Origin of the sequence: Aciduricibacillus chroicocephali (genome assembly GCF_030762805.1) — a bacterium.
Taxonomy (GTDB): domain Bacteria; phylum Bacillota; class Bacilli; order Bacillales; family Amphibacillaceae; genus Aciduricibacillus; species Aciduricibacillus chroicocephali.
Genome location: NZ_CP129113.1, coordinates 1,811,704 through 1,825,209 on the forward strand (window position 1 = coordinate 1,811,704; position 13,506 = coordinate 1,825,209).

Below are 13,506 nucleotides of genomic sequence, written 5' to 3' on the forward strand. Positions count from 1 at the left end.
TTTCGAACTCATTTCCATAATAGCGGATTCTCGCAAATCTTTCCCATGTTATGTATGCAGATGAAGGAATGCGGCAAAACTTTTTCACATAGAAATGAGGTGCTTCAGATGAAAAAGCTGTTTTTGAAACATGCCTTTTTGCGTGTACCGCTTTTTCTGCGGCTAATCATAGCAATTCCACTTGCCATGACCTTGTTTGGAGTACTAATCCATTTTATTGAGCCAGAAACATTCCCTACCGTGTTCACCGGTATATGGTGGACATTTGTTACAGCATCAACGGTTGGTTATGGTGATTATGTACCCGAAACATTTATCGGGAAACTTGCTGGAATTGTTCTGATTCTTTCCGGTGGTGGTCTAATCACCTTTTATATTACGAGCGTTTCAGCCGCTGCTGTGAGACATGGGAATCAGCTCACAGAGGGTAAAATTGCTTTTAAAGGACAACAACACTATATTTTTATCGGTTGGAACGAGCAGACGAGAGAAATTTTTCAAAAGATCAAAAAGAAAGAGCCGGATAAAGCTGTTGTAGTTATTGACAGAACGATGCATCGTTTCCCACTTGAAAGATATCCAATCCACTTTATCAGGGGAGATGCGAGTTTGGACAGAACGCTGGAACTCGCTTCTATACATACGGCCTCTTCTGTAATCATAACAGCAGATCCGGGGATGCCCCCAAGACAGGCGGATAATCATACGATCCTTGTTTCAATTGCCGTTCGTGGGAATAATGACCGAATCAGCATCATAGCAGAACTGTTGACTGACCAGCAGCTTGAGAATGCCAAACGGGCAGGTGTTACCGCTCTTGTCAGAACCGACCGTGTAATCAGCTCTCTGCTTTTTCATGAGCTATATAGCTGCAGGCAATCCACACCGTTCCGTAATACAATGCACCTTCTTGATAGCCAGCAGTTTCATCATGAGGCCATAGAAAGAAAATATATTGGCAAATCATATGCACAATTGCTTCCTATTTGGAAAGATAAAGACTTACTGCTTCTTGGCTATATAAGAGAAAGTTCGTATCATATGAACCCGCCAGCTCAAATTAAATTTAAAGAAAGTGACATATTAATTTCTTTGATACCTTTAAAGAATTAGTCTCTCCACTTCTCTCAAATGCTGCTTCCCCATCTCTTCATATGCAGATGGAATGTCAGCATCTGGATCGACCGGTGTTTGGAATTGATTGAAAGCTCCCTGCACTGCACCACTTGCAATGTCATTGTCAAGTCCAGCTTCGTATTTATGACCTAGCATGAATGGCTTTCCTATTCTGACATGAACTCCTGGTGTATCCAGTTCTCCTCTTACAGCGTAGAAAGGAATTCTGAGGAAATAATAGGCACCTCCAGCATCTGCGATTTTCAAATCAAACGTTCCCTGGTCATAATCCCAATTGGAACTGATTACGAAACCAGCAGGCTTTAACTTCGTTTCCAACTCATGCAGCGAAGCAAAATGATGTTCAATAGTTGAATCAATCGACAGCATATGCAACATCCTTTCTCGAAATATGTACATATATGCTTTGCCGAAATTCGTTTTTTATGCTAATATATTTTACTGTGCATAAGATTCGAATACAGGTATAGGAGTTGTTCAGCATGGCAGAGAAGTTTGAAGCTGGTCAAGTATTGGAAGGTAAAGTAACAGGCATTCAGCCTTATGGTGCTTTTGTAGCACTTGATGATGAAGTTCAAGGTCTTGTTCATATCTCAGAAGTAACACATGGTTTCGTTCAAGACATCAATGAGCATCTTAAAGTTGGCGATACTGTCAAAGTTAAAGTTCTTAACGTTGACGAAGAAAAAGGAAAAGTTTCCCTTTCTATCCGTGCAACTGAAGAAGCTCCAAAAAAACAGCCTCGCAAACAGCAGGCTCCAAGACAGCAAGCTCAGAGCAGCAGCAATGACAACGCTGGTTTCAACACATTGAAAGATAAACTTCAAGGTTGGATTGAACAGTCCAAAGAACGTGAAAATACTTTCAAGAAGTAATATTTAAAAACGGGCATGCCTATGTGGCAAGCCCGTTTTTACTTTGTTTTTTAAGTGCGTGCTTCTTCTCGTCCATCCTCATATACTTCATTTGTACGGAAGAATAGAGAAATGAGAACAAGTCCACTAATTCCTACCAGGGCATAAATGACACGTGCGAACGCGCCTGCCTGTGACCCTCCGCCAAAGATGGCTGCAACAAGATCATATTGGAAGAAGCCTACAAGTCCCCAGTTGATCGCTCCGATAATTGCAAGCAAAAGCGCAATACGTTGAATCCAGCTCATTGGTCATGCCTCCTTTCCGGTTCGAAATTATCTTTTCCGGAAAAAAGTACAATATTCTTTAGAAAATGTGTTTAATAAATCTTTTCCGGGGAATACTCATTAGCGTAAGACTTTCTCGTATTCCCCCTGTATGCAAAGCACTCTACCCGGTGCTTTGCTATTTTTTTGTCTTTAAACCGTTTTTCATTTGTTCTTTTTTCTCTCCTGCTATAATTAAAAAGGAAACGAAAACTCAGGAGGCTTTAAAATGAACATATTCCAGGATATTCGTAATAGAAAAAATACAAAGTCCGCTAAGTGGGATGGACTTCAAGAAGTGTTCGGTACAGATGATCTCATCCCGCTCTGGGTTGCTGATATGGACTTCCCTGCTCCAGATGCAGTTGTGACAGCGTTAAAAGAACGTGCAGAGCATGGCATTTTTGGTTATACGCTCGTTGATGAAGAAGTGAAGCAAACGATTACGAAGTGGCTTAAAAGACGTCATAAATGGCTTGTACCAGAGCAATGGCTCTCTTTTAGCCCTGGAGTTGTCACAAGTATTGATATGGCAATCCAGGCACTGACAAGTCCTGGTGACGAAATAATCATTCAGACACCTGTCTATACACCATTCTTTAATTCAATTCGTAATCATGGACGACAGATTGTCGAGAATCCTCTCGTCTTAAAAGATGGTCGATATGAGATTGACTTCGAAAACCTGGATGAAAAATTAAAAAATGCAAAAGCATTATTGTTCTGTTCACCCCATAACCCTGTTGGTCGAGTTTGGACACAAGAGGAGCTGGAAAAGGTTGCATCACTTTGCCAGAAGCATAGTGTGACTCTATTAACCGATGAAATTCACTGCGATTTGATCTATGAAGGCAGCAGACATATCCCAATTGCATCTCTTCCAGGTGGTATTTCCAAACGAACTGTCACTTTCATGTCTCCATCCAAAACATTCAATCTCGCAGGATTGCAGGCTTCATTCATTGTTACAGAGAATGCCGCAATGAAGCGAAAAATCGACAATCAAATTCTTATTCAGGGACATAAGAACTTGAATACAATGGGCATTACTGCCATGCAGGCTGCATTTGAACATGGTGAAGAATGGCTTCATGAGTTGATGAACACAATCACAGCAAACCGTGACTATGCAATTAATGAACTAGAATCAAACCTGCCAGGTATTCATGTCATACGCCCAGAAGGCACATACCTCCTATGGGTTGACTGTACAACTCTTGGCCTCGAAAGTATGGATTTAAAGAAATTCATGATAGAAAAAGCGAGGGTTGGACTTAATGCAGGGACTTCATATGGTAGTGGCGGTGAACCATTCATGCGCATTAATCTAGCATGCCAGAGATCCACGCTCCAGGAAGGAATTGAGCGAATTATAAACGCGGTTAAAGAATCGGATTTACTCTCGTAAAAGCAAAAAAATACGCAAGGACCTGCTAATAAGGTTCTCTGCGTATTTTTTCTTTATAAGGGTCACTGGCTTCCAACTGCTTTTTCTGCTCGGATGAAAATTTCTCTTCAGAAAAATCTTGTGACATATATCTGGCTTCAAAAAGCTTTTCTTCTTTTTTGGATTTTTTATAGAAATACATCATTGCTGCAATCGCACCAATCATAAAAATGACGAGCATGATAAAAGCAGGGATGTATTCAGTTTTATCTTCTGGGAAATAAAGAAACTCCATCATGAGGCTGATCCCTTCTTTCTAAATATGATTATAGCAAATTCCCCAGAATACGGAACCTCCCCGGCCAATCGTTCGCTATTCTGTAAAATTTACTCCATATCCGGCATTTCACCTCATGTAGATTCTCGTTGTCAATATGGCATTTGTGTACTTTTGGCTTTTTTCACCGGCTGACCGTAAATAAGTCTTGTAATTTTTGGTGCGAAGTTAAAGAGAAGCATTCCAAGCGCAGCTGCTGCTACAATATAAATCCCGCTGAACACTTTAATCGAAGAGACAGCGAAAGCTGCTATAACGACCGAGAATTCTCCCCTTGAACATATGGAAAGTCCCGCTCTTAATGCGACTCTCTTCGGTAATCCGTACCAGCGGCCACCGATTGCACCTGTAAATATTTTGGCGAGCATCGACCATGCGAGAAGCGTAATGAGCAGCCAAACCATTGGCACACCCTCACCAATCTTGATGGTCGTTCCAAAATGTATGAAAAAGACCGGTAGAAGCAGGTCCCGAATTGGACTGACTGAATTCTGAATGCTCTCCGATTTGCCCGCCTCTGCAAGCATAACACCTGCAAGGAATGCGCCAAGAACTTCTGAAAGCCCCATGTAAATGGCAAATCCTGCAAACACAACTGCAAGTCCTACAAGCAATGCATATTTGAAATCTTCGTCTTCGACCTTCTCAAGGAACTTTTCAAAACTTCTGAACACTGTTTTTCCAAGTATGATGGCAATGGCAGCAAGAAGGACAATTTTGCCGACAAGGAATATGAATTCCTTGCCGCCGAAACTGCTCCCGCTATTTAAAGCCATAAGAATTGCAGCAACCATCGGTGCAACCAAATCTTCAAAAATGAGTACACCTAAAACGAACTCTGTCTCTGCATTCGCCATTCGTTCTTTATCAACGAGCAACTTAACAGTAATTGAAGAACTTGTTGCATATGCAATCCCGCCAATCAGGAAGGAAGTAGCCCAGTCCAAACCGAACCAATGGGCTACAAGCATACTAATACCAAGACTGAGTGCAATATCCAGAAGACCGCTTGACCATACCCTTTTGGCAATGCCAGCGAGGCGCTTGATGCTAAATTCAAGCCCCAGCATGAAGAAGAGTAAGACGATGGCAATTTCCCCTGTAAATTCAAGTATATGATTACCTGAGACGAGCTTGCCCATCCCGATCCCGAGTAGTATGAAAAGAATTACATTTGGAAAGTTTGTCTTGAGCGCAATGAAACCTAGAACGAAGATTCCTAATAATATAAGTCCCGCACTCAGCAGTTCAGGGAAATCATGCAGCAAAACGCATCAACTCCCACTTTCGCAAAGTTGTGACAGCATCGCTATCTGTTCATCTTTGCCAATTGCCATCAGCACATCTCCAGGCTTCAATTCCGTATCTGGTTCAGGTGCTGCGATTACATCTTCTCCATCAACAATGCCGATAATCATTGCGCCAGTTTCATTGCGAATGTCTGAGCTTTCGATTGTCTTGTAAGCTAGAGGAGACCCTTCTTTCACCTTAATATAGTCTACGATGAGCTGCTTTTTAAACATACGGACCTTCTCAATGTCAGCAGGCTGATAGGTCGACCCAAGAAGCTGTGCAGCGACTTCACGCGTTTCATTCGGACTCAGTTCAAAAGCATAATCCGCTTCATCACTATCCGCATCGTCAAAGAAATAAAGCTCCCGCTTGCCAGTATGATGCACAATGATGACAAGCATCTGATCTTCTTTTGTTTTCATAGATATCTTTTGCCCGATGCCGGGCAGCTGTGAAATCGATACATTCACTTAAACGCACCTCTTTAAATGGTTAATCAACTTGTCTAAACAAGTTTGGATTCTTTTTTATTACTACATTATAACCGGATGGGTGTAATATTGGCATTGTGAAATACCCAACAATGATGCAAGTTGTACAAATTGCCTTACCGATCCCACTATGTTACGTTATATGAAAAACTTGCGAGGTGCAAACGATGAGTATTCATATCGGAGCGAAAGATGGACAGATCGCCGATAAAATTCTATTGCCCGGAGATCCACTACGAGCAAAGCATATTGCCGAGAACTTTTTAGAAGGTGCTGAGCTTTATAATGAAGTTCGCGGTATGTATGGATATACAGGTACATATAAAGGAGAACGTATCTCGGTTCAGGGAACAGGGATGGGAATTCCCTCCATTTCAATCTATGCAAATGAACTTATGCAAAGTTATGGTGTTCAGAAGCTGATTCGAGTTGGAACTTGTGGTGCAATCCAGGAAGATGTTAAAGTCCGTGATATTATTCTTGCCCAAGGTGCAACGACAGATTCTCAAGTGAACAGAATGATTTTCGGAGGTATTGACTACGCTCCGCTTGCTGATTTTCAACTGCTGAAAAATGCTTATGAAGCGGCAGAGCGTCACGAGCTCCCTGTGCGTGTTGGAAATGTATTTACGAGTGATGCCTTCTACCGGGAGAACGCCCAACATGTTCATGAATTGCTTGCACGCTATAAGGTTCTTGCCATTGAAATGGAGACAACAGCCCTTTATACACTAGCTCAGAAGTTTGGCAGACAGGCACTTTCGATTCTCACAGTTTCAGATCATATCGTAACTGGTGAGGAAACAACAGCAGAAGAGAGACAGACAACCTTTAGTGAAATGATTGAAATTGCTCTTGAAACAGCGATTAGTGAATAACAAGCAGAAGCACCGTCCACAATAAATGGACGGTGCTTCCTTTATAATATATTCTTTCAGATCAGAACATCTGGTAGCCGCTCTTACGCAGCAAGCGGATTACGAACCCTGAGACAACTACTCCGACAAACCCTGACAATAAAATGGCGACATCAACCGGAGCGATACTGAATAGATTATCAAATGCTTGCTTAAACGCTTTTCCAGGCTGTTTGAAGTATTGAACAGTCGACATTTTGTCCACGATTATAAGAACAATAATCGGATAAAACCATGCCATCAGCCAAGTTTTTCTAAGCAGCATGTTCAGAATAAAAGCAATGCCAAAAAATATGACGAAAAACAATACGATCGATACTACAAGTTGAATCACAGTATTTCCCCCTGCCGCTCTGTTTCTCTTATGTAAATGAATGCCCTTTCATTTTAACCGATTCAAAAGAAAAAGCAAAGGCACCTAAGATGCCTCTGCTTTCAAATGATTATTATCCAAAAATATTAAATTTGCCTTTTTTGATCAGCAGTCCAATACCACCAAGCTTCAAAAGGTATCGGTTGTCGATGATCTTCTTCATAACAGTCGCCTTCCAGCCGAACAACTTGCGGCCATCAAGAACGATTCCTGTACCATCCTTATGTCCAAGAGAAGCAACTGTACCAAGAATATTCGGCTTGAATGCTTCCAACTCGCCGCCTTTTACAAGTGCGATGATGTTATGCGCAATCGTACCTGATTCTTGGATTGCAATTTGCGCAGTCGGAGGATAAGGGAATCCTGCCTTATGGTCCATTACAAGAGCACAGTCACCGATTACGAAGATATCATCATGTCCAGGAGCACGCATTTCCGGTGTTACATCAACTTTGCCGCGATTCGTGCCAAGACCGCTTTCCTCCACGATGACATTGGCACGTACACCTGCTGCCCATACAGCATTCATCGTTGGAATTTCTTTTGTTTCACCATCTTTTTCATAGATAACCTTGTCCGCTTTAATCTCAATAAGATGTGCATTGTTAATGAATTCGACACCACGAGACTCAAGTGAGCTCATTGCATACTCGACAAGCTGAGGGTCAAATCCTTTTAGGACAGTTGGAGAACCGTCGATGTTGAACACGCGCACAAGAGCCGGATCGATATCATATTCCTTACACAATTCAGGAACTTTGTTCACAATTTCACCAAGGTATTCAACACCAGTAAAACCGCCGCCTCCAACAACAATATTGAGACGAGCTGGATTCTTTTCTACTTCATTGTTATACATAGCGAAATTGTATTCAATATGTTCACGAAGAAGTCTGGAAGTATTGATTGTACTGATTGTAAAAGCATGCTCCTCAATACCAGGAATGCCGAAAGTGGCAGGCTGGAATCCAAGTGCTACGACTAGAATGTCATATTCAATTCGTCCAGTGTTCTGAAGCTTTACAGATTTGCTTTCTGTATCAATTGCAAGAACAGTGTCCTGTAAGAATTTCACCTTATTAAAATTGACAACATCTTTTATACGAATGCGAGCGCGATCCTGGTGGATTGTCCCTGCAGATACCTCATGCAACCAAGTTGCCTGGTAATGATAATCATGTTTGTTAACGAGTGTAATTTCCGCATCATTTGGGCTTAGCTTTTTCTGTAATTTGGTTGCCACCATCATGCCGCCATAGCCAGCACCAAGAATGACGATTTTCTTCTTGTTCATTCCATCACTTCCATCTAATTTATTATTAAATAATTCCGAAACGACTTTGTGATATTCTTCACTTACTTCTACAAAAAAAATCTCTCTCTATTAGAATGTGCAATCGGTTGCACAATCGTTTATCCAGCATTAATAGTAGACCTTTTGCCCTCATATTTCAAGCCTTTCACCTACTTTCAAAAAAGTAAGAATGTTTACCCTAACTGTTGGGCAATGTAGTGCTGTTGCAACCTGCTCTTATGATAGAATAGGCACAGACTATATTAAGAAGCAAATGCTTATCAGGAGGGAAAGCAATGACAGAAAAAGTATACGATATCACTATTATTGGAGCCGGACCAGCAGGACTTTTCACAGCGTTTTATGGCGGCATGCGCCAGGCAAGTGTCAAGGTCATTGAAAGCCTTCCACATGTCGGAGGTCAGCTAACAGCTCTCTATCCTGAGAAATATATTTATGACGTTGCCGGTTTTCCCAAGATCCGTGCACAGGAGCTCGTTGACCAGCTGGAAAAACAGCTTGAACTATTTAATCCTGAAATTGCACTTGGCGAGTCTGTGCAAACACTTGAAAAACTTGAAGACGGCACATTCAAACTGACAACAGATAAAGAAGTCCACCTTACAAGAACGCTCATCATTACTGCCGGAAACGGTGCATTCCAGCCGCGAAGACTGGATATCGATGACTGTGAGAAATTCGAGGATATTAATCTGCACTACTATGTGAAAGATATGAATGCTTTCTCTAATAAAGAAGTTGTTCTGTTTGGAGGCGGTGATTCCGCTGTTGACTGGGCACTCATGCTGAAAGATAACGCCAGCAAAGTTACACTCGTCCATCGTCGTCCGGAATTCCGCGCTCATGAGAGTTCCGTCGAGGAGCTCATGAATTCCAATGTCGAAATTCTGACGCCTTTCGTACCTAAGCATATTGAAGGAACCTATAAAATAGATAAAGTCATTTTAGAAGAAGTAAAAGGAGATCGTATCGTTGAGCTTTCTCCGGATGCTGTAATCTGCAACTATGGCTTCGTCTCCTCCCTCGGCCCAATTAAAGACTGGGGATTGGAAATCGAGAAAAACAGCATAGTCGTCAACTCCAAAATGGAAACAAATATCCCGGGTATTTATGCAGCAGGAGATATTACAACATATCCAGGCAAGATCAAACTTATCGCAACTGGATTTGGAGAAGGTCCGACTGCAGTGAGCAACGCCAAACATTACCTCGATCCAAAAGCTAGAGTACAGCCAAAACATTCGACGAGTATGTTTGAGTAAAAAAAAGCCATTGATGCTAGGAGCATCGATGGCTTTTTTTATTTTATCTAGTACCGAAAGCAACAATTGCCTGTGTATAGCCCTCTTCATTCGTTACTCCAACCACAACAGTAGATTTACCACTACGAGGCCAGGCCGTAAAAAGCTCTCTTTTTCCATCTGTTTCAAAATAACTTTTTTCCTTAAGTTTTTCATCTTTTTTTACTCGTTTAGCGATTGAATCATGCAATGCCTTCATTTCTTTGTATGTATGCTTTTCCTTAGAAAGTTCCAAGTCATATCCAACGTACTGAAGCTTTTTCTTTTCGAAAATATACATGAGTCCTGCATTATATCCGTATTTCTTTGTGTCGAAAAGAATCACATCTTGCATATCTGCAACCCATTTGGCTTTTTCAACTTTTTTGACGCGAGCTGGAGAGTCTCCGATATATGTACCTCTAGTCAGTTCAATATGTTTCTTTTTCATTTGATCGAGAATCTTCTGAGGTACAGCTTTATACTTCAATTCCTTTGCATTGATTTTTAAATACTGACCACTTCCTATTTCGTATAGCTTCTTTTTCTTGTCTACCTTAAAAACTCGATGAACATCTTTTGCCTTTGTTTTTTTGTAACTGACCAGTTTCTTATTTTTCATTTTATAGATGGTCGTTGTTTTTAGGACATCAACCTTGCCAACCTGGCCTTCCTTAACCTGCATCCCTTCCCATTGCACATTATGGTGCGCGCTTGCTGAACCGATTGGAAACAGTGTGAGCATGGCAAACGTAAGTATAAAAATGCTATACACCTTAATTTTTTTCAAATGGATTTCCCCCTTTTCATCTCACTAATAATTCGACATTCCTATGAAAACTCCTTCACAATCAAAAAATACCGCCTCGCAATAAGCGAGACGGTACCCAATCAGCAATCTCCCGGAGTACCTGCATTTTCCTTCGTTCTGAAGGAAGAACCGCAGCCACAGGCCATGACAGCGTTGGGATTATCAATTGCAAACCCGCCGCCCATCATGTTCTGTTTGAAATCAATCGTTGTATCCTGAATGACGGGAATGTCAACGACAGAAATAATAACCGGAATCTCGTTAATCTCGTATATTTTATCCAGATCCTCGTTCACATCATAATCAAAGCCGAGTGAATAAGACAAACCGCTGCAGCCGCCGCCTTTTGCGCCAAAACGCAGACGGACACCTTCAGACTCTTCCTTCATCATGTCTTTGATCTGGTCTCTTGCACTATCGGTAATATTAATTGCCATTTCCATGCTCTCCTCCCAATTGACTTGGATGCCTGTTTCATTGTCCAAAGGAATGCATGTTGTGATGTATACTCGAATTATGACTCTTGAAGCTGAGTAAGCCCTCTTTCATCAAGTTCTTTGTATACATTTTTAAGCTTTGGCATTCCTTCAGCGACCATTTCATCGTCAACAAACACAATCGGATAAAACAAGTCTTCCTCGAAAATGCGTTCTACAAACGCTTTGTGCTTCTCGTCTTCTTGTGATGCATTAATATCGATATATTGATAGCTGATGCCATTTGTGTCATACTTTCTTGCAATGGCAGCCTGCAGCCATTCATATGTGTCTTTTGAGCTTGGTGCGCCAACACAGCTGGCACAGATCTGTTCAGCGCCATATACTGTCAATGTAATATTCGCCATTCCATTCGCCTCCCCCGAGCATGTTAAAATATATTTGTAATATGTCCATCCCATCATACAACAGATCAGCCCAAATGAAAAACCAAACTAACCGAAACTTCCGAAAAAGAGAGAAACGAATAGATTTTTCTGCCCAAACATTTTATAATAATTATATATTGAAAGGGGAAGATGACCATGGAAGAGCAAGTCCGCGAAGTATTGATGAAGCTGCGTCCATTTTTGCTACGTGATGGCGGTGACGTGGAATTGATCGATGTGGATGAAGATGGAGTTGTTCTGCTTCGCCTAATGGGTGCTTGCGGCAACTGCCCAAGTTCTGCCATTACATTGAAGGCCGGCATTGAGCGCGCGCTCATGGCTGAAGTTCCCGGCGTAACAGAAATTGAACAAGTCTTTTAAATCGGCGACGATTATGAACAGGCACCCGGATTCCGGGTGCCTGTTTTTGATTCAGCAACTAACAAGCCGTTTCATTCATGTCGCCAGCCATTCCGGCCTTGGAATCTGCCATGCGTGAACATCGACTTCCATGATTTCAAAGAAACTTTTCAACCGTTGTTCATAAATCTTTTGTTTACGGCAGAGCACGCTCATTTTTTCCATGAAACGAATCTCGTCTTCCTCACTCTGCAGTCCCGGCAGTTCTTCAAGCAAATCAAAGAAATGAGCTGGAAACATCAATCTCGCATACAGTAGACGCCAGCCAAATACAGAGAGCGGACTGACCGTTTGATAGTCCCTTAAAAATTCCACCACTTCGATTTCGGCACCCTCGTTTTGTTCAAGCAACTTTCCTCTAACCCACTCGGCTACATCCCGTACCGGATGGTCATACAATAATTCATCTGGCCAGATGACAGGCTGCAGCAACTGGTTCTGATAACGTTCAAATACGATTGTAGCCTGATCCGTTTCACCGAACCGCTGCTCCTCCTCAGACTCGCGCACATATTGGATCGCATTCTCACCAAGTCCAATCAAATATGAGAAAACGTCCATCAGGCGGCTTGCACAATAGTCCCCGCTTCTCGCAAGGTTTGCCAGCTCGCTTTCAAAATGCCCCAGTTTATTCTCCCATAACATCCTCCATTCCCCATAGCATGAGATGTTCTGTGGCTCATAAGGATAATGGCTAAATTGTTTGTGAAAATGGGCCAGTAATTCCCCTTCACTGTAATCATCTGAAAAATACTCAATTTCTGCACAGCAGACAAAATACCTTTTGCCTTTGTATACGCTGTACCACTCACCCTCAACATTACGGATTGGCCAAGCCGTCCCGCGGCAGCCATTTTCTTTAAGGAAGCTGGCGAGAATTGCCTGTTCAGCAAAGATTGCTTCCTTGTTCTCAATGCAAATGGTAAAATATGCGTATTGTTCATCGCAGAAACAATGACGTCCGGTAATAGAAGTTGTATCCCGGATATCAAGTGCATAGTCTGTTACGAGCAGTTCATACATCGAAGACCCTCCTCACGTAATGGATGCCCTGATGAAATGATATGCAGCCCAGATTGATTTTTGCAAAAACTTTCAAGAGGAAGCAAGGTGATTTCGTTGACTGACAAACGCAGTAAGGATGAGATGAAGAAAAATACAAGCCAAAGCGAATTGGAAATAAAGGCACGTCAATGGCTTATTGAACGTGGAGTTACATTGGAGGACATAGCTGAACTTGTCTATTATCTCCAGTCCAAATACCATGACAATCTTACGATGGAGGAATGCATCTTCAACGTTGATCGAGTACTGAGCAAGCGTGAAGTACAGCACTCTATCCTAACCGGTATTCAGCTTGATGTTCTCGCTGAACAAGGTAAGTTGAACGAACCCCTCCAGACAACAGTAGCTCGAGATGAGAGTCTTTACGGTATCGATGAAGTCATTGCCCTTTCAATCGTCAATGTTTACGGATCGATCGGCTTTACGAATTATGGATATGTCGATAAAGTAAAGCCTGGCATTCTAGAACGTCTAAATGATAAAACAACTGGAGAAGTCCATACATTCCTTGATGATATTGTCGGAGCCATCGCAGCAGCAGCATCGAGCCGTCTCGCCCACGGACAAGCGGATGACAGGCTGATTGATTTATAAAGTAAAAAGAAGCAGCGGACATTAACAGTCCACTGCTTCTT

Annotated in this window: 18 protein-coding genes; 7 read left to right on the top strand and 11 right to left on the bottom strand. The window is 42.0% G+C overall.

The annotated features are described in order from the left end of the window. Positions 1-108: 108 nt before the first annotated feature. Positions 109-1,113 carry a potassium channel family protein gene (locus QR721_RS09485; protein ID WP_348026312.1) on the top strand — a complete coding sequence of 335 codons (1,005 nt, stop codon included), beginning with the start codon at positions 109-111 and terminating at the stop codon, positions 1,111-1,113. Here the strand turns inward: QR721_RS09485 and QR721_RS09490 are convergent. Then, positions 1,102-1,506, bottom strand: coding sequence for a YugN family protein (locus QR721_RS09490; protein WP_348026314.1), 405 nt, complete (start codon positions 1,504-1,506; stop codon positions 1,102-1,104). The two genes, QR721_RS09485 and QR721_RS09490, sit on opposite strands and share 12 nt — an antisense overlap. Before the next feature lie 113 nt (positions 1,507-1,619). On the opposite strand from QR721_RS09490, the gene yugI reads away from it, so the two are divergent. Then, positions 1,620-2,012, top strand: a complete 393-nt coding sequence (gene yugI / locus QR721_RS09495; protein ID WP_348026316.1) for a S1 domain-containing post-transcriptional regulator GSP13 — start codon at positions 1,620-1,622, stop codon at positions 2,010-2,012. Between the two features lie 50 nt (positions 2,013-2,062). On the opposite strand, the gene QR721_RS09500 is transcribed toward yugI, so the two are convergent. After that, positions 2,063-2,299, bottom strand: a complete 237-nt coding sequence (locus QR721_RS09500) for a DUF378 domain-containing protein (protein WP_348026318.1) — start codon at positions 2,297-2,299, stop codon at positions 2,063-2,065. A 247-nt stretch (positions 2,300-2,546) separates the two neighbouring features. Here QR721_RS09500 and QR721_RS09505 point away from each other — a divergent pair, with 247 nt between their 5' ends. Further along, entirely contained in the window at positions 2,547-3,725 is a 1,179-nt protein-coding gene (locus QR721_RS09505; RefSeq protein WP_348026320.1) for a MalY/PatB family protein, read from the top strand. Between the two features lie 25 nt (positions 3,726-3,750). On the opposite strand, the gene QR721_RS09510 is transcribed toward QR721_RS09505, so the two are convergent. The 3 genes from QR721_RS09510 to QR721_RS09520 form a co-directional block, all read right to left on the bottom strand. Further along, positions 3,751-4,002, bottom strand: coding sequence for a hypothetical protein (locus tag QR721_RS09510; protein WP_348026322.1), 252 nt, complete (start codon positions 4,000-4,002; stop codon positions 3,751-3,753). A 131-nt stretch (positions 4,003-4,133) separates the two neighbouring features. After that, the gene (locus tag QR721_RS09515; RefSeq protein WP_348026324.1) at positions 4,134-5,309 is read right to left on the bottom strand and encodes a cation:proton antiporter; all 1,176 of its coding nucleotides are present in this window, start codon (positions 5,307-5,309) and stop codon (positions 4,134-4,136) included. Between the two features lie 6 nt (positions 5,310-5,315). Beyond that, positions 5,316-5,804 (bottom strand): cation:proton antiporter regulatory subunit, encoded by a 489-nt coding sequence (locus QR721_RS09520; protein WP_348026326.1) that lies wholly within the window; start codon positions 5,802-5,804, stop codon positions 5,316-5,318. Positions 5,805-5,992: 188 nt separating this feature from the next. Between QR721_RS09520 and deoD the strand changes: the two genes are divergently transcribed. Continuing rightward, positions 5,993-6,703 carry a purine-nucleoside phosphorylase gene (gene deoD, locus QR721_RS09525; RefSeq protein ID WP_348026328.1) on the top strand — a complete coding sequence of 237 codons (711 nt, stop codon included), beginning with the start codon at positions 5,993-5,995 and terminating at the stop codon, positions 6,701-6,703. A gap of 61 nt (positions 6,704-6,764) precedes the next feature. Here deoD and QR721_RS09530 read toward each other — a convergent pair whose 3' ends face one another. Together QR721_RS09530 and QR721_RS09535 are read right to left on the bottom strand one after the other, a co-directional pair. Next, a complete protein-coding gene (locus tag QR721_RS09530) occupies positions 6,765-7,076 on the bottom strand; it encodes a YuiB family protein (protein WP_348026330.1) in 312 nt (103 codons plus the stop codon). 112 nt (positions 7,077-7,188) lie between these two features. Continuing rightward, positions 7,189-8,409: an NAD(P)/FAD-dependent oxidoreductase gene (locus QR721_RS09535; protein ID WP_348026332.1), complete on the bottom strand. Its 1,221-nt coding sequence runs from the start codon at positions 8,407-8,409 to the stop codon at positions 7,189-7,191. A 296-nt stretch (positions 8,410-8,705) separates the two neighbouring features. Here QR721_RS09535 and QR721_RS09540 point away from each other — a divergent pair, with 296 nt between their 5' ends. After that, a complete protein-coding gene (locus tag QR721_RS09540; RefSeq protein WP_348026334.1) occupies positions 8,706-9,692 on the top strand; it encodes an NAD(P)/FAD-dependent oxidoreductase in 987 nt (328 codons plus the stop codon). A 43-nt stretch (positions 9,693-9,735) separates the two neighbouring features. Here QR721_RS09540 and QR721_RS09545 read toward each other — a convergent pair whose 3' ends face one another. The 3 genes from QR721_RS09545 to QR721_RS09555 all read right to left on the bottom strand — a co-directional run bounded on the left by QR721_RS09545 (position 9,736) and on the right by QR721_RS09555 (position 11,365). Next, positions 9,736-10,500: a hypothetical protein gene (locus QR721_RS09545; protein ID WP_348026336.1), complete on the bottom strand. Its 765-nt coding sequence runs from the start codon at positions 10,498-10,500 to the stop codon at positions 9,736-9,738. A gap of 101 nt (positions 10,501-10,601) precedes the next feature. Then, a complete protein-coding gene (locus tag QR721_RS09550; protein WP_348029824.1) occupies positions 10,602-10,958 on the bottom strand; it encodes a HesB/IscA family protein in 357 nt (118 codons plus the stop codon). 77 nt (positions 10,959-11,035) lie between these two features. Then, on the bottom strand, positions 11,036-11,365 hold the full coding sequence (locus QR721_RS09555; protein WP_348026338.1) for a YuzD family protein: 330 nt from the start codon (positions 11,363-11,365) through the stop codon (positions 11,036-11,038). A gap of 177 nt (positions 11,366-11,542) precedes the next feature. Here QR721_RS09555 and QR721_RS09560 point away from each other — a divergent pair, with 177 nt between their 5' ends. Further along, on the top strand, positions 11,543-11,767 hold the full coding sequence (locus tag QR721_RS09560) for a NifU family protein (RefSeq protein WP_348026340.1): 225 nt from the start codon (positions 11,543-11,545) through the stop codon (positions 11,765-11,767). Between the two features lie 75 nt (positions 11,768-11,842). On the opposite strand, the gene QR721_RS09565 is transcribed toward QR721_RS09560, so the two are convergent. Then, on the bottom strand, positions 11,843-12,829 hold the full coding sequence (locus tag QR721_RS09565) for a protein kinase family protein (protein WP_348026342.1): 987 nt from the start codon (positions 12,827-12,829) through the stop codon (positions 11,843-11,845). Between the two features lie 123 nt (positions 12,830-12,952). Between QR721_RS09565 and QR721_RS09570 the strand changes: the two genes are divergently transcribed. Continuing rightward, positions 12,953-13,465: a phosphatidylglycerophosphatase A family protein gene (locus QR721_RS09570; RefSeq protein WP_348029825.1), complete on the top strand. Its 513-nt coding sequence runs from the start codon at positions 12,953-12,955 to the stop codon at positions 13,463-13,465. The last annotated feature ends 41 nt before the right edge of the window (positions 13,466-13,506 follow it).

What these genes read in the sequence shown, in the direction of transcription:
- QR721_RS09555 (WP_348026338.1), bottom strand. Translation starts at nt 11,365, where the DNA reads ATGGCGAATATTACATTGACAGTATATGGCGCTGAACAGATCTGTGCC.
- QR721_RS09490 (WP_348026314.1), bottom strand. Translation starts at nt 1,506, where the DNA reads ATGCTGTCGATTGATTCAACTATTGAACATCATTTTGCTTCGCTGCAT.
- QR721_RS09550 (WP_348029824.1), bottom strand. Translation starts at nt 10,958, where the DNA reads ATGGCAATTAATATTACCGATAGTGCAAGAGACCAGATCAAAGACATG.
- QR721_RS09510 (WP_348026322.1), bottom strand. Translation starts at nt 4,002, where the DNA reads ATGATGGAGTTTCTTTATTTCCCAGAAGATAAAACTGAATACATCCCT.
- QR721_RS09540 (WP_348026334.1), top strand. Translation starts at nt 8,706, where the DNA reads ATGACAGAAAAAGTATACGATATCACTATTATTGGAGCCGGACCAGCA.
- QR721_RS09505 (WP_348026320.1), top strand. Translation starts at nt 2,547, where the DNA reads ATGAACATATTCCAGGATATTCGTAATAGAAAAAATACAAAGTCCGCT.
- QR721_RS09500 (WP_348026318.1), bottom strand. Translation starts at nt 2,299, where the DNA reads ATGAGCTGGATTCAACGTATTGCGCTTTTGCTTGCAATTATCGGAGCG.
- QR721_RS09565 (WP_348026342.1), bottom strand. Translation starts at nt 12,829, where the DNA reads ATGTATGAACTGCTCGTAACAGACTATGCACTTGATATCCGGGATACA.
- QR721_RS09535 (WP_348026332.1), bottom strand. Translation starts at nt 8,409, where the DNA reads ATGAACAAGAAGAAAATCGTCATTCTTGGTGCTGGCTATGGCGGCATG.
- QR721_RS09570 (WP_348029825.1), top strand. Translation starts at nt 12,953, where the DNA reads ATGAAGAAAAATACAAGCCAAAGCGAATTGGAAATAAAGGCACGTCAA.
- QR721_RS09560 (WP_348026340.1), top strand. Translation starts at nt 11,543, where the DNA reads ATGGAAGAGCAAGTCCGCGAAGTATTGATGAAGCTGCGTCCATTTTTG.
- yugI (WP_348026316.1), top strand. Translation starts at nt 1,620, where the DNA reads ATGGCAGAGAAGTTTGAAGCTGGTCAAGTATTGGAAGGTAAAGTAACA.
- QR721_RS09485 (WP_348026312.1), top strand. Translation starts at nt 109, where the DNA reads ATGAAAAAGCTGTTTTTGAAACATGCCTTTTTGCGTGTACCGCTTTTT.
- deoD (WP_348026328.1), top strand. Translation starts at nt 5,993, where the DNA reads ATGAGTATTCATATCGGAGCGAAAGATGGACAGATCGCCGATAAAATT.